The sequence below is a fragment of the Amedibacterium intestinale genome (assembly GCF_010537335.1).
GTDB classification, from domain to species: domain Bacteria; phylum Bacillota_I; class Bacilli_A; order Erysipelotrichales; family Erysipelotrichaceae; genus Amedibacterium; species Amedibacterium intestinale.
Genome location: NZ_AP019711.1, coordinates 950,358 through 973,210 on the forward strand (window position 1 = coordinate 950,358; position 22,853 = coordinate 973,210).

Sequence of the window (22,853 nt, forward strand, 5' to 3'; positions counted from 1 at the left end):
CCCTTTCTTAAAGAGTCTCAGTTTTGAGGCTCTTTTTTATATTTAATTTTTTTCTGTATCGTACCCTGTCTTCGAATACGGGCGATAATTGCCTGTGATATTCCTATAGCAGACATGATTGACATCATGGAACTTCCACCACTGGAAATAAACAGCAATGGCACACCTGTTAATGGTATCAAACCTCCTACACCACCAACATTTAACACAAAATGAGCAAAGATATACATAGCTGTTCCAATAAGAATAACCTTATACCCTTCACTTTTTGTACGAAATGCATAATAAAATAAACGTTTGATAATGATTGCATATCCTGCAACAATGATTCCTAAACCAAAAACCCCTAGTTCCTCAATTACAATTGATAAAATATAATCATTATCCGATTGTGTCAGGTATCCATATTTTTGAATAGACTCCCCAAATCCAACCCCCTGTAAACCTCCTCGTGCGATTCCATACAATCCATTGATTGGCTGATAACCGCCCACATATGGGTCTAAAAAAGGGTTAATGGCATTTTCAAAACGCGTAGTGATATGAGCAAAATATGGAAATTTTTCACCAAACCATCGAACAACTTCCATTCCCGGCTCACTCATTAAAAATAAAAGCAAGCCAATTCCTGTACAAATCAGTATAAGCAAAATCTTTTGCGGTTTTCGAAGATTTTTATGACTCGGTATCAAAAAGCAAACCCCTACCATGGATAACATAACTGCTAATGTTCCTATATCTTTTTGAATGAAAATCATTAAAATAAAGCTTAGTAAAAAGATGATTGGAATACGCATGACAGTTGTCCATTTATAATTGCGCCTTGCATAAATTTCAACATAAACTGCTAATACGACAACCATAAAAGTTTTAACAAACTCTGATGGCTGCAAAGTTACCTGCGTAAAACCAAGTGGTATTCGAATCCATGCCTTAGAACCATATACATCAGGAAAAAACTGCGTAGCTATCATCGCTGCCATTAAGCCAACAAAAATTGGTACAAGCCATTTTTGGGCTTTTTGCATGGTAAAATTATTCGCCAGCAAAACCATTAGTGTATAAGAAACAACCAGAAACACTGCCTGTTTAACAAAGGCAATAATAATGGAAAGGACACTACTTGCATTTCCTACTGTTGTAGAAACAATCATTAAAGTTCCAAACAATAATAATACCAATACCGTAAAGTGAATCGCAAAATCATACTTTTTTGGCATTTTTGCTGTGATTACTATATTTTTAATACGCAAATGGCATTCTCCTTTCCTCTTTCATGTTCTTTTATAATATCATAAACCAGATTATTTTTTAATATGAATTCGCTAATCTTTATAATTAAGTATCTATTTAAACCAGCACATATACCGATTCCTTCTTTCTCCTATATGCAAACATATAGATAAAATTAATCTTTCTTCTTTTGATAGTGCAGTTCACATAAAAATATTTTCTTACAAAATACACACGTTTTTTAATTATTTTATTAAAAGACTTCCATTCTTTCATAAAAACGTATAAAATATATAGATGGAAATGTAAAGGAGTTAAATATAATGAAGATTAATTATGATACTATCATTAAGGATATTAACCCTGTAGTAAGACAAAAAAGTGAACCGGTCAAACTTCCTTTATCTGATGAAGATCGTATACTTTTAATGGATATGTTAACCTATGTCAAGGATTCTCAAGATGAAGAAAAAGCAGAAGCGGAAAATCTTCGTCCAGCTGTAGGAATTGCGGCCATTCAGTTGGGAGTCCCTAAAAAAATGCTTGCGGTAGTTGTACCTGATGAAGATGGAAATGACATGGAATATGCCTTGGCAAATCCTAGAATTATATCAGAATCTGTACAGCGGGCATACCTTAAAACTGGGGAAGGGTGCTTATCTGTGGAAGGGGCTCATGAAGGATTCGTTCCAAGAGCTGCTCGAATCACTGTTAAAGGATATGATTTATTGCAGGACAAAGAAATTACAATTCGTGCAAAAGACTATTTAGCAATCGTTCTTCAACATGAAATTGATCATTTTTCCGGAACATTGTTTTATGATCATATCAATAAAGCAAACCCTTGGAAAGATATTGAAGATGCTATTGTCATCGAATAAAAATCTGCTCTTAACAGAGCATTTTTTATGCCTGTGGAAAATAAAGTGTATAAAAGTTTATTTTTTATAAAGTATGCTATAATAGTAAAAGGTACAGGTGCTAATTGAAGAAAGGAGTTTTTATGAACACAAATCATAACAAAAAAATGCACGCACCGAGAACACATCAGGAATATAATAAAGACAGTTATAATAAAATGAATATCGAACGTGGAGATACTCTTGTATATGCAATGGGAGGACTAGGCGAAGTCGGTAAGAATATGTACTGCTTTGAACATGAAAACGAGATTTTAATCGTTGATGCAGGTGTTCGTTTTCCTGAAGATAATCTGCTCGGTGTAGATTATGTCATTCCAGATTATAATCATCTGGTTAAAAATAGTAAAAAAAGAAAAGTACTGGTCATTACACATGGACATGAAGATCATATTGGAGGTATTCCCTTCCTGTTAAAAACAATAGATATTGAGGCAATTTATGCACCTGCATTTGCAATTGCTTTAATTAACAAAAAGCTGGAAGAAAGAAGAATGCGTGGCGTTAAGCTTATTGAAATTAACGATCGCAGTTCTGTCAAAATGAAATATTTCACGATAGGCTTCTTTAATACTACACATTCCATTCCTGATTCATTAGGAATCTTGATCAATACTCCAAATGGACGTGTCGTTCATACAGGTGATTTTAAGTTTGATTTGACCCCGGTTGGCGGAAATGCTGACTATCAGGTTATGGCTTATATGGGACAAATTGGTGTTGACTTATTAATGAGTGATTCTACAAACTCTGGTGTTGAAGATTTCTCTATCTCTGAAAAGAAAGTAGCTTCAGAGATTTTAGATATCATGAGAAAAACCAGAGGCAGACTTATCGTTGCAACTTTTGCCAGCAACGTATATCGAGTTTCACAAATTCTTGATGCAGCTGTTGCCTGTGGAAGAAAAATTATTATATTTGGTAGAAGCATGGAAAATGTTGTTACCATTGGAAGAAAATTAGGAAAAATTAAAGTCGGAGAGCAGCACTTTTTAAGTCCTGAGGAATTACCACACACACCTGCACATAAAATCTGTATTGTGTGCACTGGTAGTCAGGGGGAGCCTTTAGCTGCATTATCCCGTATTGCGAATGGAACTCATCGTTATATCAAACTGATTCCTGGAGATACTGTTGTTTTCTCTAGTTCCCCTATTCCTGGCAATGGTGCCAGTGTAAATCAAGTTGTTAACAAATTGTTTAAAGCAGGGGCAAATGTTTTAACAAAATCTATTTTAAGTAATCTGCATACAACAGGGCATGCATCTCAAGAAGAACAGAAGTTGATGTTACAGCTAATCAAGCCAAAGTATTTTATGCCTATACATGGAGAATACAAAATGTTAAAACAGCATAAAGAAACTGCGATTGAAACAGGAATTCCAAGTGAAAATATCTTTACCTGTGCAAATGGCGATGTACTTATTTTAAGAAAACACAAAGTATATCCTAGCAGTTTCCGCATTCAGGCAGATGATATTTATGTTGATGGAAACGATATTAGCGGAGTTTCCACTGCTGTATTAAAAGATCGTACAATCTTAGCTGATAATGGTCTTGTTTCTGTTATTATCGCTATTGATTCCAGAGAGAATAAAGTCTTATGCAAACCTGTCATCGTTTCTCGTGGATTTGTCTTTATCAAAGATAGCCAGGGGTTATTAAAAGAAGCAGAGATGATTGTTTACAATGCTTTAAATGAAAAAATGAAACAAAAAACAACCTTCTCTGAACTTAAAAATTGTGTAAGAAGTACTTTAGAACCTTACTTATACAATAAAACCCATCGAAATCCAATCGTTATTCCTGTCATTATTAATTCAAAGGCAGCTATGCAGGCGATGGCCGCAAGAGCAAATCGCTCTACATCAAATCGAAAAAGATCCGTATCGAAACAGGTACATGAATAGCCGAAGGTACTCCTTCGGTTTTTGTTCTTTTATAAGTAAATTTATGATAAAATAGATGCATATTGAGGTGATTTGAATGCTGCATAAAATACTTAAGACCATTCTTTGTATACTTGTTCTTATATTGATAGGACTTTCTATATTTTTCTATGGAATCTACTTTGCGATTGATCATACAAAAATAAACTTTGAAACACTTTCCAGCGAAAAGATTCCTGTTTCTCTTGATGGAAAGAGAATTGTTTATTTCAGCGATATCAAATATAAAGAATTCATGAATAAAGAACGCTTAGAGAAAATCATGAAAGATCTAGAACAGACACATCCAGATATTCTTATTTTTGGTGGTGATGTTTTCTCTAATCTTGCTGATACACCCTTTGATTCTAAAGATGTCGAAGAAGTAAAAAGCATATTAAAAAACCTGGATGCTCCATTAGGAAAGTTTGCTGTGTTAGGAGATGAAGATTGCATATCTTCCGATATAAAAAAGAAAATTAGCCAGATGTTATATGATTGTGATTTTGAAGTATTAGATAATCAAAATCTTAAAATACGAAATGGAGAAAAAGAATCTATTTCTTTAATTGGTATAGAACCGCTTATTAATGGAAATCCAAACATGGATTCTGCATTTAAAAACATCAGTGAAGATGAATACAATATTCTCATTACCCACTGTCCTGATTTAATAACTTCTAATGAAATTAATTTAAATTATTTAGATACAATTATTTCTGGTCATTCTTTAGGTGGGCAAATCAGAATTCCACTGCTTGGTCCTCTTACCAAAATAGAAGGAGCACAAGATTATGACCATGGAAAATATACGATAAATAATTCTACTTTATATGTCAGCAATGGCATTGGTACAACAGGTATGGATATACGTATATTTTCTCCTGTGGAAGTTCTTGTATTTACATTAGAACATAAAGCATAATAAAAAAGGTAATTTAAACTAGTGTGTGGTTTTTGAAAAATCCGCTTTAAACTAATGTGTGGTTTATGAAGTGAAAAACAGATGATTTTATGGATGAAATTGATTCCTAAGTATCATCTGTTTTTTGTGTGCCGAGAAAAGTTTTTAAGTTTAATTATTTTGTTTTTTATCTGTTGTATATTTATCTGATTTTAATTGATCATTTATGGAATAGAATACTTTTCTATTCAGTGATAATAAACAGCGCTTTCTGAATCTTGTGAAGTTTCTTACTCCGTTGGAAACTGCCAGGTATGTACGGATTTGTCCATTGATATTTTCGGAAAGTGCATTGCTTAATTTTCTGTCATCAAGAGGTCTTTTGAATGAGTTTAATATTTCTGTTCTCCAGGTTTGAAGAATAGATACAAATTCATTGTATTCAGGCAATTGGGCTTCTCTAAATGCTTCGTATATGGAATCGAACCAGGATTCGCAATCCTTTTCTGTTGCATTTTCATTAAAGTATAGATACATCTCTTTTAATCTGTATCCAAGAGTCAGGTTTTCACTAACGTCTAGTATCATATCTAAAAGATTACGTTTGTTTAATTTCTTTTTGAAACGTTTATTGTATACAGGCTCATTATCCAAATAAACATCCCTTTCGATAAGATCTTTCCATGTCTTAAGAAGATAATAGCTGTTAGAATTGTATTCTGCCTGATACATGATATTAAGACGGATACGTTTAAAACAGTCCATGAGATGTTTCACAACATGGAAAGGATCTACAGCTATAATAGCGTTCTTTAAATAAGTATTGGCTATATCTTTGTAAGGCTCCCACATATCGATAGTGACGTAATGAACGCAGTTTCTTTCTTCTGCTGGAATCCTGTCGAAGTATCGTCTTAATTCAGATTTGGAACGTGAGGGAAGGATTTCAAATAGAGATCTGTTTTTATTATCTACCATGACGCATAAATAAGCAGAATCAGCTCTTTTGGCCATTTTAGAATGTATCTCATCAATACCGATAGATTCAGGAAGACGAATTTTTGGGATGTTGACAAAACTGTCAAAATAGCGCTGTACCTGAGTAACAGATATATGGTTTAATTCGGCTACCATGGAATAAGTATAGTTTAGGTTTGATAAAGATTTCATGATGTTGTTCATAGAAAGAAATGAATTTTTAAAATTGGAAAAAGTAAAAGGATTCTTTCCAGAGAATGTGCGCAAACATTCATTGCATTGATATCTATTGTTTTTGAAAACGATGATACATTTACGATCGGTAAGCTTTGGATGATTGATTACTTTAGGTTTTGAAAAGCCGTGTAAATGAGTGATGCCATGACAATATGGACATCTAAGTTTTTCAGACACTAAAGAGATGTGAAATTCGGTTAAATCTTTTGAAGAAATTACTTCAATCTTTTTGATCATCTTTTTGTCAATATTGAATAAATCTGTGATAAAATCGTACATAGGTTTATTACCTCCTTCGTGTGTATTTTCTCGGCAAAGAAATGATAACACGAAGGTTTTTCATATATAAAAAGTGGGGTATCCACACAAATGTTAAAGATACCCACACATAATGTTAAATAGGTTTTAAAATAGCAACACCAAAGTTTAAAGGTATGGCACACCCACACACGAATTTAAAGCGCCATAAAAAAAGCCAAATGGCTTTTTTTATTATGCTCTTAACTGTGCATTTACATCTTTTTGCAATGCTTCTAAAACAGTATTGAAAATTGTATTAATTTCCTCATCTTTTAATGTTCGCTCATAAGATTGGAATGTCATTGTTAAAGCGATAGATTTATATCCCTTCTCTACATGTTCTCCTGTATAAACATCAAATACTTCTACATTTTGAATAATGTTTTCTTTATTTAGTTTTCCATTTTTCTTAATGCAGTTAACGATATCCCCTACTTTGCAAACATCTTCTACTAACAACGCTAAATCACGTGTAACAGATGGATATTTGCTGACTTCTGTAAATTTAACTTTGCTTGCCTTATTACTTAATAAAACTTCCAAATTGATTTCTAAAGCCACTGTTTCCTGAATACCATACTGTTTTGCCATGGATGGATGAATCTGTCCTATAATTCCTAATAATTCTTTTCCTAAATATACTTCTGCACTGCGATATGGATGGAAATTCAATGTATCACTTGTATTTTCTTTAAATACAACTCTATTTTCACCAAATCCAATAGAATCCAATAGACTTTCTATTAAACCTTTCATTGTATAGAAGTCAACATCTACACTAAAGTTTTGCCAGCGATTTTTCTGCAAACTTCCACTTGCCGCAATACACAAACGTTCTTCTACATGTCCAACACCGTATACGTTGCTGACTTCGAAAAGAGCGATATCGCGAATAGAACGTGCCTGATTATATGCAATAGATTCTAATAAGCTTGGAAGAATACTTCTTCTTACATAACGTCTATCTTCACTCATTGGAGAAGCAAGTTCTACTGCTTCTTTTTTTGGAAGAACAGCATGTTCATTTTCTTCTTTACTTACCAAAGAATATGTGATGGCTTCATTATATCCTAGTGCACTTAATGTCGTACGAAGTTTTCTTCTTAACTGCTGACGTTTGTCTAATGCCCCTAAAGTTGCGCTCATAAATGGCAATGTGCTAGGTAAGCGATCATATCCTAAAATACGAATGATTTCTTCCGCAATATCTGCTTCAATAGCCAAATCAGTGCGATAACTTGGAATTACAACATGAATATCTTCTCCATTTTCACTTGGTGATAAATGTAGATCAGACAATACTTTTACTACTTCTTCTTTTTCAAAAGCAGTACCCAGCAAGTGATTGATACGATCCAAATTCACATCAAATGCAACTGGTGTATAGTGATTAGAACCATATTGTTTCGTTTCTTCTAAATCTTTTGCATCGGCATACTCAATTAACAGCTGTACTGCACGATCCATTGCCTTAAAAGTTGCCATTGGCTCGATACCTTTTTGGTAACGTACACTTGCATCTGTATTTAGATTTAAACGACGTGCACTGTTACGAATGGATACATGATTGAAAATTGCTGCTTCGATAATGATTCCCGTTGTTTCATCTGTAATCTTAGAATCATCTCCACCCATAATTCCTGCAATACCAATTGGTTTTCCTTCACTAGTAATGACAATATCATCATCTTCCAGATGATACGTTTCTCCATCTAATGCTGTATATTCTTCATGAATATGATCTTTTACAGTAATTTCCTGTGAAGGAATTGCCTTGATATCATAGAAATGAAGAGGCTGCCCTGTTTCTAACATAACAATATTACTAATATCAACCACATTGTTGATTGACTTGATTCCTGCTGCCATCAATAATTCCTGCATCCATTTTGGAGATGGTTTTATCGTTACAGAGTTGATGACTTTTCCTAGGAACAATGGACATTTTTCTGTTTCACTATGAACTCTTAATTTTGTGCTTCCTCCAACATTAGAAGATCCTTCCTGATATGGAAGTGTAACTTCTTTTCCTAGAATTGCACCTGTTTCAAGTGCCATAGACCATGCTGCCATGCAATCATTACGATTGGGAGTAAGACCTACATCTAAAATTGCATCATCTAAACCAAGATATCCCAGTGGATCTTCATTTCCTAGCGGTGCCTCTGCATCCAGCACTTCAATTCCATTTTTACTTTCTTCACTCAATGTATGCCCATCTACACCAAGTTCCAACAAGGAACAAATCATACCATTGCTTTCTACACCACGAATCACACTAGCTTTGATTTCTCCACCTGGAAGCTTTGCCCCAACTTTTGCGACTATTACTTTTTGTCCTGCCGCAACATTGGGTGCACCACATACGATTTGATTTACACAATTACCAAGATTTACCTTGCATACATGCAAATGATCACTGTCTGGGTGATCTTCACAGCTTAAAACTTCCCCAATTACCAGATTACTTCCCTGTGACATATAGGATAAACCTTCTACTTCTAATCCAGCAGATGTCACACGATCTGCTAATTCTTCCATTGTAATATCACTTAAGTCCATATATTGACTTAGCCATTTTTTACTGATAATCATACTCTTACCTCCTATTCAAAACGGTTGAATGTCTTCAAGAAACGAAGATCATTTGTATAGAAATTACGAATATCAGTAATTCCGTACTTCAACATTGCAACACGTTCAACTCCAATACCAAATGCAAATCCACTGTATTTTTTAGAATCAATACCAGCCATTTCCAATACATTTGGATGTACCATTCCAGCACCTAAAATTTCAATCCATCCAGTTCCCTTACATACCGGACATCCTTTCCCGCCGCACACATGACAGCTAACATCCACTTCTACGCTAGGTTCTGTAAACTGGAAGTAACTTGGGCGGAATCGAATCGTTCTGCTTTCTCCAAACATTTTCTGTGCCAAAAACAACAAAGTTCCTTTTAAATCAGACAATTTAATATTTTCTCCAACAACAAGTCCTTCGCATTGAATAAACTGATGAGAATGTGTCGCATCATCATCGTCACGACGATACACTTTTCCCGGACAAATAACCTTAATAGGCAATTTATCTTCTTTTGCATATTTTTCCAGCTGACGTGTCTGGATTGCGGTTGTATGTGTACGAAGCAATTCTTCTGCATTGATATAGAAAGTATCCTGCATATCACGAGCTGGATGATCTTTAGGAATATTGGCACGTTCAAAATTGTAAAGATCCATTTCTACTTCAGGACCTTCCGCAACTGTATATCCAAGCCCAATAAACAAATCTTCCATTTCCTGCTGTACCAGCATCAATGGATGAAGATTTCCAAAATTAGGTTTTTGTCCATCTAAAGTAATATCGATTTTTTCAGAAGCAATTTTCTCTTCCATTTCTTTTACTTCTAAAACAGCTTTTCGCTCTTCAATTTTTCCCGCTAAAAGACTTTTAATTTCATTTACCTGCTGACCAAAGGCAGGACGTTCTTCTTTTGGAAGATCTTTCATAGATTTCATTACTTCCTGTATTGGTCCTTTTTTTCCTAGATACAAAACACGAAGATTTTGCAGCTGTGCAAGATCTTCACAGGCTTCAATCTGCTTTAGCCCTTCTTCTTTAATACTTGCTAATTTCTCCATACGTTTCATCCTTTCTATCATAAAAAAAGCCGCCAGACACAGGAACCCTTAATAGGGCGGTACCATCCTGTTTCATCTTGCGACACACTTACTTACCATTTGCATACTATAACCGTCATGCAACAACGGGGGCTCATTACACCCACTCCAAGGTGAATTCACAGACTCTAGTATGAAGAAGACTTTCAGCTGTTATCTTCTCTCTCTTGCATATAGGGCATCTGCTACTTGTCCTTATCAACGTATTCTTAATCATTATAGCGAATCTTGTTTTAAAATACAAGATGCAATTTTTTATGATATTTTCCTATACCAGATTTTCCTGCATCCATATTCTGAAAATAGGAGGATTTTTATGAAAAACTTATATGAAATTCCCTTTTATCAATGTGTATATGTAAAAGAAATTCATCACCATACCGCAATGAAAAGACGACTAATGGATTTAGGTTTTACCATCGGAAGTGAAATTATGCCTCTTATGGAAAGTATAAGCAAAAATATGAGAGCTTTTAAGGTGAAAGGCTGTGTGATTGCTTTAAGAAAACAGGATGCTATGTGCATTATGGTAGAAGAAAAGAGGGATGGAAGTGTTTGAAAAACTATTAAAAATAAACGATGAAATCAATCAGTTGTATGAAAAAGAACAGCATTGCTATCGTGTAGCACTTTTAGGAAATCCCAATGTTGGAAAAAGTACCCTATTTAATCATTTATGTAAAATGCACCAGCATACAGGAAACTGGCCTGGAAAAACGGTTGCTCTTGCCAAAGGAAAATACTATTGTAAAAATCGCTGTTATGAGCTTGTAGATTTGCCAGGCACTTATTCTTTATTCGCACATTCTGCCGAAGAGGAAGTCGCTAGAAACTACGTTTGCTTTCATGCATGTGATGCTTGTGTTGTCGTTTGTGATGCTACCTGTTTAGAAAGAAATTTAAATCTTGTTTTACAGGCACTGGAAATCACAAACAAAGTCGTTGTCGTCTTGAATATGATGGATGAGGCAAAGAAAAAAAAGATAAAAATTGATATTGAAAGCCTAAAAAAACAATTAAATATATCTATTGTTTCTATGTGCGCTAGAAACAAAGAAGATTATGAAGATTTAAAACAAGCCATTTATCGAGAAGTACATCGGTCTTTTAAAGAACAAAGTTTCCCTTTTTCCTATGAAGAAGAACTGGAAGAAAGTTTAAAGCGTTTATCGAAAAACATTGTGGCACCTCGCCATAACAGAAGATTTTTAGCTTTAAAATTATTAGATCCTTCTGTAGACTCTGCACCTTTTTATGCAGAGATTGAAAATAAAGAAGAAATAAAACCACTCATAGTTCATGAAATACAACATCTAAAACAGCTGCATATATATCAAAATTTTGAAGATCATATTCTAACTGCATTAAATACACATCTCATGCAGTTATGCACAGCATGTATACAGACAGACACCTCTATGCAAAAGAAAGATCTTCGTATTGATAAATTTGTCTGTGGAAAAAAAAGTGGAATTTTCTTGATGTTAATCATATTGTTTGGTATTTTCTGGATTACGTTATCACTTGCAAATATTCCAAGCGCTTATTTAAGTGAATTCTTTGTAAACTTGGAAATGCAGGGACATCTTTTGTTTTCTAAATGGAATGTTCATCCCTTTTTAAGTGGACTTCTTTTAGATGGAATTTTAAAAACATGTGGATGGGTAATTTCCGTTATGCTTCCTCCTATGGCTATCTTTTTTCCCTTATTCAGCCTATTAGAAGATATTGGCTATCTTCCTAGAATTGCGTTTAACTTAGATGGTTATTTTCAAAGATCTCACACCTGTGGAAAACAGGCACTTACAATGGCAATGGGATTTGGATGCAATGCGGTAGGTGTTGCTACTTCTCGTATCATAGATAGTCCAAGAGAAAGACTAATTGCCATTTTCACAAATGTATTCATGCCATGCAATGGAAGATTTCCAGCTTTGCTAAGCATTCTTGCAATGTTCTTTACACAAACTATCTTACCTCCATTAAATACCTTCCTATCTGCTTTTCTCCTTACCATTTTCATCCTTTTCAGTATATTCTTAACCTTTCTTGTATCTTACCTGTTATCGAAAACAATATTAAAAGGAATTCCTTCCAGTTTTACCTTAGAACTTCCACCTTATCGAAAACCGGAAATATCAAAAGTAATCGTACGTTCTATATTTGATCGAACAATCTTTGTATTAGGAAGAGCAGTAAAATCCGCAATCCCAGCCGGGGCTATTATCTGGCTTCTTGCCAATATTGAATTTCAGGATATGACCTTGCTTGCCCACATATCTTCCTTTCTTAATCCAATTGGAATCTTTATGGGATTGGATGGTGTAATCCTTCTTGCGTTTCTACTTGGTTTTCCTGCCAATGAAATTGTAATTCCTATTATCATTATGTCCTATATGGCAAATGGAACAATGCTTGATATCCAAAATCTAACCTTTATAAAAGAATTATTTATTAACAATGGATGGACGATTACAACTGCCCTATGTACTATTGTGTTTATAATTTTTCATTTTCCTTGTGCAACAACGCTTCAAACAATCTATAAAGAAACACTTAGCTGGAAGTGGACATGTTTTGCTTTTATACTTCCAACACTTATTGGTATCTTTCTTTGTACTACTATCCATGGTATCTCTATACTTCTTTCCATAATGATTTAAAAAACACATCCTAACGGACGTGTTTATAACCTATTCATTTCTTCTTTGACTTCTTCTAAATTTTTTCGAATGGAAATTGCCTGTGGACATAATGTTTCACACTTACCGCACTTTTTACAATTTGATGCTTTTTCTTCTTCTTTTAAAGAATCATATTGTTTTCTTGTAAGGTCTTCATTTCCATACTTTGCATACTCATTCCAAATTTTAAAGTTTCTTGGAATATCAACTCCAAAAGGACAAGGCATACAATATGCACAGCCTGTACACCCATTTCTTGTTCTATCAAGAATCTGTTTTGCGGTACTTTCCATCAATTCTCTTTCGGTTTCATTTAGTGGTTGAAAATTTGCAAACGTCTTTATATTATCTTCTACCTGTTCCATTGTAGACATACCACTTAAAATAACCTTAACATTGGCATGACTTCCTACCCAGCGAAGTGCCCAGGAAGAAATACTTTTATCTGGAGCATAGGCTTTTAAGGGCTGTGCAATATCTTCCGGAAGTTTTGCTAAAGAACCCCCTTTTACAGGTTCCATTATCACCATTGGGATTTTTAAAGATGCAGCCAGTTCATAACCCTGATCACCAGCCTGTATCCTTCTATCCACATAGTTATATTGAATCTGGCAAAAATCCCAATCTCTATATTTTATGATTTCTTCAAAAACATCATATGCATCATGAAAGGAAAAACCAAAATTGCGGATTTTCCCTTCTTTTTTTAACTGCTCACAATACTCTATAACCCCTAATCGTTTCGCTTTCTCCCATTTTTCTTTATCTAAAGCATGAAGCAGATAAAAATCCACATAGTCAACATCCAAACGCTGCAATTGATTTCAAACATCTTTTTTACATCTTCTAATGTTTCTATCTTCCATAAAGGCAGTTTTGTTGCCAAAGAAAAGCTGGAACGATCATATTTCTTTAATACCCTTCCTACAAAAGGCTCACTATCCCCATTATGATAAGGAAATGCGGTATCAATATAAGTAACCCCCTGCTGTATTGCCCTATCTATCATATTCTCTGCTTCTTCTTCGTTAATATTTCCATCATCATTCAATGGAAAACGCATACAGCCAAAGCCTAAAAGTGATGGCTGATACCCATTTTTCATCTTTCTATACTCCATGTTATCCCTCCTCTTTTTCTTAATTATATACTTTATCAAGTATAAAAAAAAGCGAATTTTTAACACAAGTCTAGAAGTATCTGTTATACTGAAAACAAGGAGGAAACATACTATGAAATATGAAATTAAAGGAGGGCAATTGCCTGTTGTTGTATGTCATTTAGATAATCATGAAAAAATGTTTACAGAATCTGGTGGAATGAGCTGGATGGATGAAAATTTCATCATGGATTCGAATACAAGAGGCGGTTTTTTAAAAGGATTAGGACGTGCAATGGCTGGAGAATCCATTTTCCTAACTACCTATCAAAGTACAAAAGATAATGCAGAAATAGCCTTTGGTTCCAGCTTTCCAGGGAAAATTTTACCTATCGAACTTCAGGAAGGGCAAAATTTTATCATTCAGAAAAATGCTTTTCTTGCTGCGGAAGATACGATTCAGTTAGAACCTTATTTCCATAAACGTTTAGGAAGTGGATTTTTTGGAGGAGAGGGATTTATCTTACAAAAAGTAAGTGGACATGGAACTGTCTTCTTGGAAATTGATGGAGATGTTATAGAAAAAACACTTGAGCCAGGTGAAACTTTACGCGTTGATCAGGGATACATTGCATTATTTGAAACCAGTGTACAGTTTGATATCACAACCGTAAAAGGAATTAAAAACAAATTTTTATCAGGAGAAGGATTTTTCCTGGCAACCTTAAGTGGGCCTGGAAAAGTTTATCTTCAAACCATGCCATTTAATGTATTGGCAGATCGCATTATCAAAGTTATTCCAAGCAGTAACTAACAGGTGTAAAAGCACCTGTTTTTTTACCTGAATACGTAAAGTCAACTTTACTTCTTGGATATTTATGCTATACTGTAAGTGTAAAGGAGGCTTTACATCCTATGAACAATCGAATGAAAGAATTTCGTTCTCAATTCAACATCACACAGGAAGAGCTGGCTAACAAATGTTATGTAAGCCGACAGACAATCATTTCCTTAGAGAAAGGAAAATATGACCCTTCCATTCACCTTGCCCATAGAATCTCAAAGATTTTTCATACAACAATTGAGGAAGTGTTTCTATTTGATGAAGAGGAGGAATCATTATGAAAGCAAATGAACACGAATACGTAAAAAGACAGTTAAAAGAAACATATTTCTTTCTTGCTCTCAGCATTTGTCTTATGCTTTCCGCTCTTTTATGGTTTCAGCATACAAGTCTTTTTATGGCTGGAGCAGGAGGTTTTATCGCACTGCTTCCTCGCTTTAAAAAACTTAAACAGGCATCAAAAAATACAACACTTGCACGCGAATTAAAAATTGAAGCGAACGATGAAAGAAATCAAAGCATTGATAAACGAGCCTCTCAATTTGCTTTTGCCGCCGGCATCATTCTAATTACCATCATCTGTTTTATCATGGATCTTATGGGAAGAAAAGATATTAGCTTTATCTTATCTTTTATCTTATTGATTCAGCTTCTTATTTATATCCTATTGCACTTTTATTATCATAAAAAGAACTGATCATTTAAAGTTATAATAAATAAGGAGGCATCATTTATGCAAACAGAAAAAGAAGAAAAAAAATATAAGTTCTTACTATACCTAGAGTTTTTCCTATCCTTACTTCTTATCATCCTGAGTTTTTTCTACCAGCCTCATTCTTTTCTTCTTCCAATTGGTGTAACTTTATTGTTTTTGGTTGGACTTCGATTTATCCATTTTAAAAGGCATCTAAAAAATAATAATGATATGTATCGATTTTTTGCAGAACAAAAAGATGAACGCATGGAATTTATTCATCAAAAAGCTGCTTACACTGCATTAAGAATATCTCTTTGCTGCATTATATTTGCAGGATTTATTACCTTTGTTTTAGACAAGGAAATTATAAGCATTACATTATTTAGTGTTGGAATTTTTGAATATATAATTATCATGATAACAGAAGCATATTACGATAAAAGTCTTAAATAATCCTGAAGAATACATTTATTTAAAAAAAGTCTTGCATTATTGTATGTTATAGTGTAATATAACTACTGCAAACGGTTATGCGGGTGTAGTTCAATGGTAGAACTTCAGCCTTCCAAGCTGACTACGTGAGTTCGATTCTCATCACCCGCTCCATTAATCGTTTATGCAGTAAATTTGCGGGTGTAGTTCAATGGTAGAACTTCAGCCTTCCAAGCTGACTACGTGAGTTCGATTCTCATCACCCGCTCCATATGAATTGTTTGCAGACAGATGTCTGTTTTTTTTATATTTTAAATCCCTGTGTTTCCTATTCGTTATCCATTCTAATTTCGAAGTGAACACTATTACCCATAACACAAAAAAATTCTAAACAAAAATTAAAAAACAGAGATTTAAGTTGTACACTCATATTCAAATCTCTGTTTATTTTAGGCACTTATTCACTTTTTCATACTTTTTTCATTTTATTAATAAGAGTATCATCTCTATTTACTTTCTCATTATCAAAAATAATCTATTTTACACCCTTTACCTTGATTGTCCCTGACTTTAGATTTTGATACTATCTATTTCATTTAAATCCATCGTATGAACATCACTTACCTCAAAAGCCAAATCCGTTAATTTCATGGCACAATCTTCCAAAACTAAGTTTTTAAAATAGCATAATGGCTACGTGCCTATGATTCTGCAACGTACCCATTTTTAATTTTCAGAATACCCGCCTAAGTATTCTCCTTGGCTACATTTCTGAAGATCAAGGTTTCTGCATTTCCATGCAAATTCTACTGAATAGATATTAGTTTTCTTCCTGCTTCTTTTAATTTTGTTAACAATAATTCTGACTTATTTTCTTCATCATGAGCCGCAAACATGCCACAATCTTCAAGATGCAAATACTGCAGAAAGGAATTCTGGTATTCGAAAATCGCACCACTGTAAACCAGATCACTATCAGAAGACAAAAGCAATGCTGCTTTTCTAAGTTTTTTTGGTTTATCTAATGCATAAATACGATTAATGGCACATTGGAGCTGCCCTGTAAAGCTATGGTAGTAAATTGATGAAGCTAATACAATCATCTCCGCTTCTTCCAGCAAAGGATATACTTCCTGCATATCATCCTGCTGAATGCACTTTCCATTCCCTTTGGTATGGCAATATTCACAGGCAAGACAGCCTCTAATGTTCTTTCTACATACATCTACGATTTGAATACTATGTCCTGCCTCCTTTGCACCCTCTGCATAAGCTTTGATCATGGCGACGGTATTTCCATCAGGACGAGGGCTTCCATTGAGTATCAAAATTTTCATACTTAGATTCCTTTTCCTGTCTGATAGGCTTTTTCTAAAGCACAATGTCCACTTATATCCCCCATATCATTGACTCCACCGGCAAATACTGTACCAGCAAGTTTTGCCTTTTCAAAACAGTCGATCCATCCCATTAAGCCACTAGTTGCTTTTTCAGGCACAGAAATTTCATCTTCTGCAGCCGTTGTCAATAAATAAACTTCTCGAAATGCATAATCTGATGTATATAAAGGATTTGCACGATCCAGCAAAGTCTTTAATTGCCCACTCATTTCATAGTAATAAATTGGGGTTGCAAATACTAAAACATCTGCATTTTTCATTTTTTCTACAATTGCAGCAGCATCATCCTTTATCACACACTTTTGTGTTTTCTGACAAGCCAAACATCCCTTGCAAAATGAAATTGCCTTCTCTTTTAAAGTTACTTTTTCAACGATATGATGCGCTGCTTTAATACCTTCTATAAAAGCATCTGCCAATCTTTCAGAATTGCTCATATCTCTTAAACTTGTACTGATAACTAAAACATTTTTCATATATACCTCTCTTTCACAAGATAATCATCTTGTACTACCTATTTATTAGAATAGTACCTAAACCTTGGTTTAGGTTAAGAACTTTATGAGTTTCTCGTTACCTTGTACAGAGTTTAAAATAATTAAACTACACTCTTTTTATAAGCATATCAAAAAGAACCGCCAAAACGACGATTCCATTCATTTCTTTATATATTTCATAAAACAGGAACTACTTTTTTATTTCATGATTTTTTTCTGTTATTAAAAATCATTTGAAAATTACTGTACACAAACTACCCCATCTTCTTTGACAGTAATTTCCATTCCATCTTTTACATAAGTCAAAAACTCATCTTCCAGACAATCAATAACAGGCATCGATATATCTTCCAGCCAGACAGCTACCAAAGAATCAATCGTATTAGAAAATAAAAGACAAGATGGCTGACGATTCATGGAGCAGGCACAGTATAAAACAAGCTCTCCTGTGTGGATAATTGTTTGTGGCAGACACAACGCTTTTCCTGCCATAGCTTTGCCATATAGATCTTATTTCCATAGTTCCCTTCTGTTTTTTTATTCAAGTGAAAACGTATAAACGGCATCAGGATCACTGTAATTTTCGTTACCTACCCATGTTACTGTTTTATCCGTTAAATTATAAACTACACTGTGTACTGTAAGAGAATTTTTATCATCATTGTTCCAGCTGCGTCTTCCTACAATACTTAAAATATTCATAGCTTCATTTTCATCAGCTACAATTCCATTTCTTTTTTCCAATTCTTCATAAATGCGATCGTATCGATCGGCACCTTTCTTTTCTTTTATATTTGATGCTTCATAATACCCAGGCTGAAGAACAAAGTTTGTAACTACCTGATAATCACTGTTTGCTTCTTTCTTTCCAATATATTCATCCTGATCATTATAAATGACTTTCAGTGTTCTTTGTGAACCATCATTGTCGCTGGCATCATTTTTCCCTGTCCACTCCAAAATAGCACTTTTCCCTGTACTATCCGCCACCATATAGTGGTAAGAAGTAGATGCTGAATCATGAAGATCGTAAGAAGATGCAATTTCAACAGCTTCCTCCACGCTATCCGCATAATCCAAAATCAAACGTAACAATGTCGTTGAGGTAAAGTCTGGTTTATCCGTATTTTGATCGGTAGCGATTGTTTTATCTCCTCCCTGATATGTCATATAGATCCCACAGCTAACACCTGCATCATTAATACCATCCAAAGGAGCATAAGTAGAAGCTAAACTAATTACCTTATCCATTAAACCATTCATATTCTGATCAACATCAATCCCTAAAAACTGAAGATCCACTGTAGAAATTGATGCATGTCTTCCTTTATTTTTTTCGGTAAACACCAGCATCGTATTTGTTTTAGAAAAATCGTAATTACGTGCAAACAGCATATCCCCATCTTTTGTTTTCGCGCTAAAAGAAGAACAGCCTATTTCAGGTGCACTCATATGAATCGGAATGATTCCCTTCGTTAAATGATCTGTTACGAATTGAATCAATTCACCATCATTGGAAACTCCACCTTGTTCTACAAAATCATCAAGATAAAAATCCCCCTTAACATTCATTCGATAAATTGCACCATCAGAATGCTCATCATTGCGATCACGAAGCATTTCAATACTGGATAGTGTACTGATTTCATTATGCCAAAGACCATAAATACATCCTGCAATCAAAATCACCATAATTAATACAACTATCCCAGTTATTTTTAAAATTTTTTTAATTCGTATTTGTTTCATAATTACCTCCACTCAAAATGTTGACAAGTCAACATCGCAATTATACAGTTATGATGTTGAGTTGTCAACATCTTTATACCATTCTTACTATATTTTATTATGCGAAAACTCAATCAATTTCAATAAAGAAACCCCTTAAACAGAACCACACATTTTCTATTTTTATTTATATACTCAAAAATTATATAGAATTAAAAACATATATTTTTTAAGGTATAAAAAAGCAGAGATTTTGATATCTCTACCACCTATGTTTTTTATATAATTTAGGACGTTTACATATTTTTATTTCCACTACCTAAAAGTGAGTTAAAAAGCAAAATTACTATATTTAGTAACATGAAAAGTGGCATCAGTACATGAAATGGATAATCCAAAATATAGTTCATCCCAATAAATTTCACACTAACCTATCGTTACTTTTTTCATCCATATTATAAACCGTATCCTATCTTTCTCATCACACAGAAATTAATATCTCGCACTCTGTTTTTTTTAAGATTACCCTATACATACTTTCGTTCAATGCATATTCTATGAATAGAAGGAGGTATAGTATGACAAAAATTATAGTTGATAATGTTTATGAAAATACGCTTGAAACGTATTATCGCAGTGAAGATGATACCATGCCTTATGTGTATGGAAATACCATGCGTGTTAAAGAATTTCGTGGTTCTTCTCGCTCTTCTGTATTATGGACTACAAACGCTGCCATGGAAGCATGGAATGCCACAAGAAGAACCTATGGTTCCCCTATTCCTTTCCGTTATGCATTTAAACGCATTTGGGAAGGAGGACATGGAAGACAGTCACAACACTATGCAGGTGTATCTTTTGATGTAGGACAAAGTTTAAGTCAATCACAAAGAAATCGTATTTGGAATGTTGCGTATGATCTAGGTGTATGGTCTTATGTGGAACCACAATATATGACACCAACATGGGTCCACTTTGACAAACGCTATGGTCCTCCGGCATGCAGTGCTGGTTACCCTGTTGTAAGAAGTGGAAGTAAAGGAATCTATGTGCTTGTATTACAAGATGCGTTAAATGCTTTAGGGTTTAGTACTCGTACATTAGATGGCATCTTTGGTGCTAATACGCGTTCTGCATTAACTTCTTTCCAAAGAAACAATGGATTGGTGGCTGATGGGGTATGTGGTTGTCAAACATGGACAAGACTTGTAAATGAAGCTGTTGGTATCGGAAGAACTCCATCGGTTATAGATCCTTAACTAACACCTTAAACAGACATGTTAGGTTTGAAAGTTTAACAAAGTAAAAATTGCGAAAAACCATCACGATAGAATATCCATGATGGTTTTTTATACTATTTTAAACTTAAACATATCGTCCATAGAAACATGCACGCAGTATACGTATTCAATTTTTACAAAATTAGAAGTATTTAATTGTAAATCTAGTACCCTTATGAACCTTAGATTCAACTGAAATAGTTCCATTATTTTGTTCAATGATTTTCTTGGCAAGAGATAAACCAATACCAACGCTATCTTTAGAAGAATGTTTTCCTTTATAAAATCTTTCAAAGATATGTTTTAATTCTTCTTTAGAAATACCAGTTCCATGATCTTCAATCACAATATAAGAATAAATTTTTTCATTTCCATAAGAAATCTCAATAACAGAATCATCAAAAGAATGTTCTACACAGTTTTTCACTATATTCGTAATCGCTTCTACCTGCCATTTAAAATCACATTGAATCGTATCTCTTTCATCCCCATTCACAAGAACTTTAATATTTTTTAAATCACATAAAGCAGCTACATTTTTTAAAGATGTACAAATGATGTCTTTAACTTTCACTTGTTCTGTCATAAAATGTATGACATTTGCATCAAACTTAGATAACTTTAATAACGACTGAATTAAGAAATTCATATTCATTATTTCTCTTTTTATATCCTGTATAAATTCTTTTTTGATCGTTTCATCCATATCCGAATCATCTATGATTGCATCCAGCATGATCATCATTGATGTTAACGGTGTTTTTAACTGATGCGAAATATCAGACAAAGAATTTTTTAAATTTATTTTATCTAACAACGAGTTTTCTGAAGATTCTTTCAACATAATTGTCGTTTTATACACCTCATTTTTTAAAATAGAGAGTTCATCTTCTTCATTTTCTTCCATATCAATTTCATAATTATGCTTATTGATCTCTTCTATGTATCTTGTGATATCATGAATTCTTTTATCTTTATTTTTTTCATACGTTAAAAAATAACAAAGCAAAATTCCAAACATGGTGATATTTAAAAAAACTGTGATACCTAAAAATAATTTAAAGCTTTCTTCATTTTTTAAAACCAGGGAGTCTTTATTCGGATCAATCCCAAATTTCAATAAACCTTCATAATTCCCTGCTTCTGTATTATTTAATATTTCGATGACTTCTAAATCCGTTACTTCTGGATATTTTTCTTGCAGTATAGAAATAATCTGGCTCATTTTCTGATTATTGTTTTGCGTGTAAATACGATACTGGTAAACGCAAAACAAGGCAGAAGCACATGTAAATAATAAAATTAACAGCGTGGTTATCTTTAACCATGTTTTTTTATAATGTTTTAACTTCATCGATTCTATATCCTATTCCCTTTATTGTAATAATGATATCAAGACCTAATTTTTGTCTTATTCTTTTCATATACACCGTAACCGTATTATCATTTACATCATTACCTGTCCATTCCCATATTTTTTCAAGTATATAATTTCTTGTCACTACTTTATTCAAATTAGAAAATAAAAGTGCTAAAATTTTCAATTCTAAACTTGTTAAAGGGATTGGCTTACCACTTTTATAAACTTCCATCTTGTCCAAATCAAATGAAATATCACATACCTGTACAATGAAATTCTTCTTTTTTCTTAATAAGATTTTATTCACTCTGGCAATCAATTCTTTTGTAGAAAATGGTTTTGTAATATAATCTTCTGCACCTAATTCTAAGCCTAATACCACATCATCTTCACTATCTTTTGCGGTAAGAAAAATTGTCGGTATTTCTAATTCACTGATTACGCTTTGGTATAAGTCAAAACCATTTCCATCTGGAAGTGAAATATCAAGAATGATTAAATCAACTTTATTATTTCTTAAAAAAGACGTTGCATTTATAACATCATGTTTTACAATACAATGATAATCATTTTTAAAAAGAGAATACTCTAATCCTTTTGAAATTGCCTTATTATCTTCTACTAATAAAATATCCAATATATTCAC

At 33.7% G+C, this 22,853-nt stretch carries 23 protein-coding genes and 2 tRNA genes; 12 read left to right on the top strand and 13 right to left on the bottom strand.

The window, feature by feature from the left end; genetic code table 11:
- Positions 1 to 17: 17 nt before the first annotated feature.
- The gene (locus A9CBEGH2_RS04960; RefSeq protein ID WP_118362055.1) at positions 18 to 1,253 is read right to left on the bottom strand and encodes an FtsW/RodA/SpoVE family cell cycle protein; all 1,236 of its coding nucleotides are present in this window, start codon (positions 1,251 to 1,253) and stop codon (positions 18 to 20) included.
- 303 nt (positions 1,254 to 1,556) lie between these two features.
- Here A9CBEGH2_RS04960 and def point away from each other — a divergent pair, with 303 nt between their 5' ends.
- From def to A9CBEGH2_RS04975, 3 genes are all read left to right on the top strand, one after another.
- Positions 1,557 to 2,114 (top strand): peptide deformylase, encoded by a 558-nt coding sequence (gene def / locus A9CBEGH2_RS04965; protein ID WP_115715073.1) that lies wholly within the window; start codon positions 1,557 to 1,559, stop codon positions 2,112 to 2,114.
- Positions 2,115 to 2,236: 122 nt separating this feature from the next.
- Positions 2,237 to 4,063: a ribonuclease J1 gene (gene rnjA / locus A9CBEGH2_RS04970; RefSeq protein WP_163104375.1), complete on the top strand. Its 1,827-nt coding sequence runs from the start codon at positions 2,237 to 2,239 to the stop codon at positions 4,061 to 4,063.
- A 76-nt stretch (positions 4,064 to 4,139) separates the two neighbouring features.
- Positions 4,140 to 5,006 (top strand): metallophosphoesterase, encoded by an 867-nt coding sequence (locus tag A9CBEGH2_RS04975; protein WP_118277537.1) that lies wholly within the window; start codon positions 4,140 to 4,142, stop codon positions 5,004 to 5,006.
- Between the two features lie 150 nt (positions 5,007 to 5,156).
- On the opposite strand, the gene A9CBEGH2_RS04980 is transcribed toward A9CBEGH2_RS04975, so the two are convergent.
- The 3 genes from A9CBEGH2_RS04980 to pheS all read right to left on the bottom strand — a co-directional run bounded on the left by A9CBEGH2_RS04980 (position 5,157) and on the right by pheS (position 10,147).
- Positions 5,157 to 6,479 (bottom strand): ISL3 family transposase, encoded by a 1,323-nt coding sequence (locus A9CBEGH2_RS04980; RefSeq protein WP_163051423.1) that lies wholly within the window; start codon positions 6,477 to 6,479, stop codon positions 5,157 to 5,159.
- Positions 6,480 to 6,692: 213 nt separating this feature from the next.
- Positions 6,693 to 9,095 (bottom strand): phenylalanine--tRNA ligase subunit beta, encoded by a 2,403-nt coding sequence (gene pheT / locus A9CBEGH2_RS04985; RefSeq protein ID WP_163104377.1) that lies wholly within the window; start codon positions 9,093 to 9,095, stop codon positions 6,693 to 6,695.
- An 11-nt stretch (positions 9,096 to 9,106) separates the two neighbouring features.
- Positions 9,107 to 10,147: a phenylalanine--tRNA ligase subunit alpha gene (pheS, locus tag A9CBEGH2_RS04990; protein WP_115715077.1), complete on the bottom strand. Its 1,041-nt coding sequence runs from the start codon at positions 10,145 to 10,147 to the stop codon at positions 9,107 to 9,109.
- 355 nt (positions 10,148 to 10,502) lie between these two features.
- Here pheS and A9CBEGH2_RS04995 point away from each other — a divergent pair, with 355 nt between their 5' ends.
- Both A9CBEGH2_RS04995 and feoB read left to right on the top strand, forming a co-directional pair.
- Complete coding sequence (locus tag A9CBEGH2_RS04995; protein ID WP_115715078.1) at positions 10,503 to 10,745, top strand: FeoA family protein; 243 nt, start codon at positions 10,503 to 10,505, stop codon at positions 10,743 to 10,745.
- Positions 10,732 to 12,849, top strand: coding sequence for a ferrous iron transport protein B (gene feoB / locus A9CBEGH2_RS05000; RefSeq protein ID WP_118277541.1), 2,118 nt, complete (start codon positions 10,732 to 10,734; stop codon positions 12,847 to 12,849). The genes A9CBEGH2_RS04995 and feoB overlap by 14 nt, the downstream gene beginning before the upstream one ends.
- A 23-nt stretch (positions 12,850 to 12,872) precedes the next feature.
- Here feoB and A9CBEGH2_RS05005 read toward each other — a convergent pair whose 3' ends face one another.
- Entirely contained in the window at positions 12,873 to 13,664 is a 792-nt protein-coding gene (locus tag A9CBEGH2_RS05005) for an aldo/keto reductase (protein WP_456298104.1), read from the bottom strand.
- Positions 13,637 to 13,990 (bottom strand): aldo/keto reductase, encoded by a 354-nt coding sequence (locus tag A9CBEGH2_RS12765; protein ID WP_456298105.1) that lies wholly within the window; start codon positions 13,988 to 13,990, stop codon positions 13,637 to 13,639. The genes A9CBEGH2_RS05005 and A9CBEGH2_RS12765 overlap by 28 nt, the downstream gene beginning before the upstream one ends.
- 112 nt (positions 13,991 to 14,102) lie before the next feature.
- On the opposite strand from A9CBEGH2_RS12765, the gene A9CBEGH2_RS05010 reads away from it, so the two are divergent.
- The 6 genes from A9CBEGH2_RS05010 (at position 14,103) to A9CBEGH2_RS05035 (ending at position 16,213) form a co-directional block, all read left to right on the top strand.
- On the top strand, positions 14,103 to 14,783 hold the full coding sequence (locus A9CBEGH2_RS05010; RefSeq protein ID WP_115715081.1) for a TIGR00266 family protein: 681 nt from the start codon (positions 14,103 to 14,105) through the stop codon (positions 14,781 to 14,783).
- Positions 14,784 to 14,884: 101 nt separating this feature from the next.
- Positions 14,885 to 15,094 (top strand): helix-turn-helix transcriptional regulator, encoded by a 210-nt coding sequence (locus A9CBEGH2_RS05015; protein ID WP_115715082.1) that lies wholly within the window; start codon positions 14,885 to 14,887, stop codon positions 15,092 to 15,094.
- Positions 15,091 to 15,510 carry a DUF2178 domain-containing protein gene (locus A9CBEGH2_RS05020; protein WP_118277542.1) on the top strand — a complete coding sequence of 140 codons (420 nt, stop codon included), beginning with the start codon at positions 15,091 to 15,093 and terminating at the stop codon, positions 15,508 to 15,510. Before A9CBEGH2_RS05015 ends, A9CBEGH2_RS05020 begins: the two co-directional genes overlap by 4 nt.
- Positions 15,511 to 15,546: 36 nt before the next feature.
- Complete coding sequence (locus tag A9CBEGH2_RS05025) at positions 15,547 to 15,963, top strand: DUF2178 domain-containing protein (RefSeq protein ID WP_115715084.1); 417 nt, start codon at positions 15,547 to 15,549, stop codon at positions 15,961 to 15,963.
- A 79-nt stretch (positions 15,964 to 16,042) separates the two neighbouring features.
- Positions 16,043 to 16,116, top strand: a tRNA-Gly gene (locus tag A9CBEGH2_RS05030).
- A gap of 23 nt (positions 16,117 to 16,139) precedes the next feature.
- A tRNA-Gly gene (locus A9CBEGH2_RS05035) sits at positions 16,140 to 16,213 on the top strand.
- Between the two features lie 299 nt (positions 16,214 to 16,512).
- Here the strand turns inward: A9CBEGH2_RS05035 and A9CBEGH2_RS12665 are convergent.
- From A9CBEGH2_RS12665 to A9CBEGH2_RS05060, 5 genes are all read right to left on the bottom strand, one after another.
- A complete protein-coding gene (locus A9CBEGH2_RS12665; RefSeq protein WP_408609166.1) occupies positions 16,513 to 16,593 on the bottom strand; it encodes a hypothetical protein in 81 nt (26 codons plus the stop codon).
- 155 nt (positions 16,594 to 16,748) lie between these two features.
- Positions 16,749 to 17,279 carry a flavodoxin family protein gene (locus A9CBEGH2_RS05045; protein ID WP_115715108.1) on the bottom strand — a complete coding sequence of 177 codons (531 nt, stop codon included), beginning with the start codon at positions 17,277 to 17,279 and terminating at the stop codon, positions 16,749 to 16,751.
- Between the two features lie 2 nt (positions 17,280 to 17,281).
- Positions 17,282 to 17,818, bottom strand: a complete 537-nt coding sequence (locus A9CBEGH2_RS05050; protein WP_163104379.1) for a flavodoxin family protein — start codon at positions 17,816 to 17,818, stop codon at positions 17,282 to 17,284.
- Between the two features lie 261 nt (positions 17,819 to 18,079).
- A complete protein-coding gene (locus tag A9CBEGH2_RS05055) occupies positions 18,080 to 18,331 on the bottom strand; it encodes a 3-isopropylmalate dehydratase small subunit (protein WP_178085857.1) in 252 nt (83 codons plus the stop codon).
- Between the two features lie 45 nt (positions 18,332 to 18,376).
- Positions 18,377 to 19,588, bottom strand: coding sequence for a C45 family autoproteolytic acyltransferase/hydrolase (locus A9CBEGH2_RS05060; RefSeq protein ID WP_163104381.1), 1,212 nt, complete (start codon positions 19,586 to 19,588; stop codon positions 18,377 to 18,379).
- Positions 19,589 to 20,145: 557 nt separating this feature from the next.
- Here A9CBEGH2_RS05060 and A9CBEGH2_RS05065 point away from each other — a divergent pair.
- Positions 20,146 to 20,826 (top strand): peptidoglycan-binding domain-containing protein, encoded by a 681-nt coding sequence (locus A9CBEGH2_RS05065; RefSeq protein WP_115715112.1) that lies wholly within the window; start codon positions 20,146 to 20,148, stop codon positions 20,824 to 20,826.
- A gap of 163 nt (positions 20,827 to 20,989) precedes the next feature.
- Here the strand turns inward: A9CBEGH2_RS05065 and A9CBEGH2_RS05070 are convergent, their stop codons facing one another.
- Together A9CBEGH2_RS05070 and A9CBEGH2_RS05075 are read right to left on the bottom strand one after the other, a co-directional pair.
- Positions 20,990 to 22,201, bottom strand: coding sequence for a sensor histidine kinase (locus tag A9CBEGH2_RS05070; protein ID WP_163104383.1), 1,212 nt, complete (start codon positions 22,199 to 22,201; stop codon positions 20,990 to 20,992).
- Complete coding sequence (locus A9CBEGH2_RS05075; RefSeq protein ID WP_197739446.1) at positions 22,182 to 22,844, bottom strand: response regulator transcription factor; 663 nt, start codon at positions 22,842 to 22,844, stop codon at positions 22,182 to 22,184. The genes A9CBEGH2_RS05070 and A9CBEGH2_RS05075 overlap by 20 nt, the downstream gene beginning before the upstream one ends.
- Positions 22,845 to 22,853: the final 9 nt, after the last annotated feature.